This window comes from Aequorivita aquimaris, from assembly GCF_001573155.1.
GTDB lineage: Bacteria > Bacteroidota > Bacteroidia > Flavobacteriales > Flavobacteriaceae > Aequorivita > Aequorivita aquimaris.
This window is the reverse complement of the sequence record NZ_JRWG01000027.1, coordinates 1-1,623: the sequence shown is the minus strand read 5'-3', so window position 1 is coordinate 1,623 and position 1,623 is coordinate 1. Positions and strand designations below refer to the sequence as shown.

Below are 1,623 nucleotides of genomic sequence, written 5' to 3'. Positions count from 1 at the left end.
CAGTCTGTCTCAAAACCGCCCTTCAATTGTTGAAAATAGTTTTTAATTCCATTTTCGGCAAGTAAATGGAGTAAAAGTTGAAAGATCGGCCTTTGTCCCCAGAAACCGTTTTCAGGGCATGTTTGTGAAGGGAAAGCGCCCCTTGAAGCCATAAAAGCAGCAAAACAGGCCACCCTGCAAGCGTTATCCCCAGCTTTAGCATTCGTTTGAGGTTGTATGCCAGCGCAATCAGGCCAAAATCCGCCGAGGCACTCTCAAGGCCCCTCTTGGTCATGATATGGTCGAACCCCCATTGCCGTTTTATGGTGCCAAAAGGATGTTCCACCAGTGCCTGCCGTTTTTTATAGAGCTCCCCGTTCTGGGCGACCCTGTCCGCATTGTTCCGTATGTTCTGGGTAAATTCACTTCGTTGTACGACCTTGCCATTGGCCCGGGCCCTGGTGCATTCGTGGCGTACGGGGCATTTCTTGCAGGCCGTGGTCTTGTATTGCTTAAAGCGGTAGTTCCTTGTGCTGTACCAGGTCTGGTTGGAGCTCAGTTCATTTCCCTGCGGACAGGTGTAGGTGTCCTTTTCGATGTCGTATGTGAAGTTCTCTGCGTTATAATCCGGATTTGGTGCCTGGCTTGCCCTGCCTATCTCCGGAATGGCGACCAAGGTGCTTATCCCGAGGGCATCCGCTGTCCTCAATTCGCTGCCCGTATGGTATCCCTTGTCATAAAGCGCCGTGAACTGGCTGGTCCTTAGAATGGATTTCGCCCTTCTGAGCATCATCCCCATCGCTTTCTTGTCATTTTGGTTGGTGAGCTTGTAGTCCAGTAACAATTTGTGGTCCGCATCAACAGTGGTCTGTGCGGTATAGCTCACTTCCGTGATCGGCCCCCGTACGATCTGGTGCCTGCTGTCCGGGTCTGATGTGGAGATCTGCGGATTCCCAGAGGACCTATCTTCTCCCAATCTCTTTTGGAGCTGCTCATACTTCTTGCGTTGCGCCCTGCGGTGCCCCACCTGTCTTTCCAGTGCCTCTTTCCGGTCGCCGTCGGCCGTGGCCAGGGCTTTATTGTGTTCCTCCAGTTTATTGTCAATGTAATCCAAATGGCGCTGGACCTTCTTCCTGTTGTAATTGTTCTTCTTGCTGTTCTGGGCCCGCAGCTTGGTGGAGTCGCCCGCTATGAGCTCTCCCCCTATGAGGTTGAAGTTCCGGGCGATGCTCACGCTCTCCCTGAAGACACGTTTTATGGCCTTTGGGTTGTCCTTCCTGAAGCGTGCAATGGTATTGTGGTCAGGCTTCAGGTTTTTCAAGAGCCATATGACCTCCAGGTTGCGATGGCATTCCTTCTCCAGTTCCCTAGACGACCGCATACGGTTCATGTAGCCATAGATGTAGAGCTTGAGCAGGTCTGCCGGGTCGTACGGCGGACGGCCCTGTGCGGGCAGGGCGGCAAACCCCAGCTCTTCCAGATCGAGTGCCCCGACGAATCGATCGATAAAGCGGACGCTGTTCTCCTCCGGCACCATCTCGTCGAGGCAGGTGGTGTAGAGGGCCAGTTGCTGGCGGTCTTGTCCCTGTAGATATTCCATGGCATGAAGATACGGAAATACGGGGGTTTTGAAGGAAAAAAAAA

1 protein-coding gene is annotated in these 1,623 nt (G+C 53.0%); it reads right to left on the bottom strand.

Going from position 1 to position 1,623, the window contains the following annotated elements:
- Positions 1 to 22 precede the first annotated feature (22 nt).
- Positions 23 to 1,579 (bottom strand): IS1182 family transposase, encoded by a 1,557-nt coding sequence (locus LS48_RS14565; RefSeq protein ID WP_076692492.1) that lies wholly within the window; start codon positions 1,577 to 1,579, stop codon positions 23 to 25.
- Between the last annotated feature and the right edge of the window lie 44 nt (positions 1,580 to 1,623).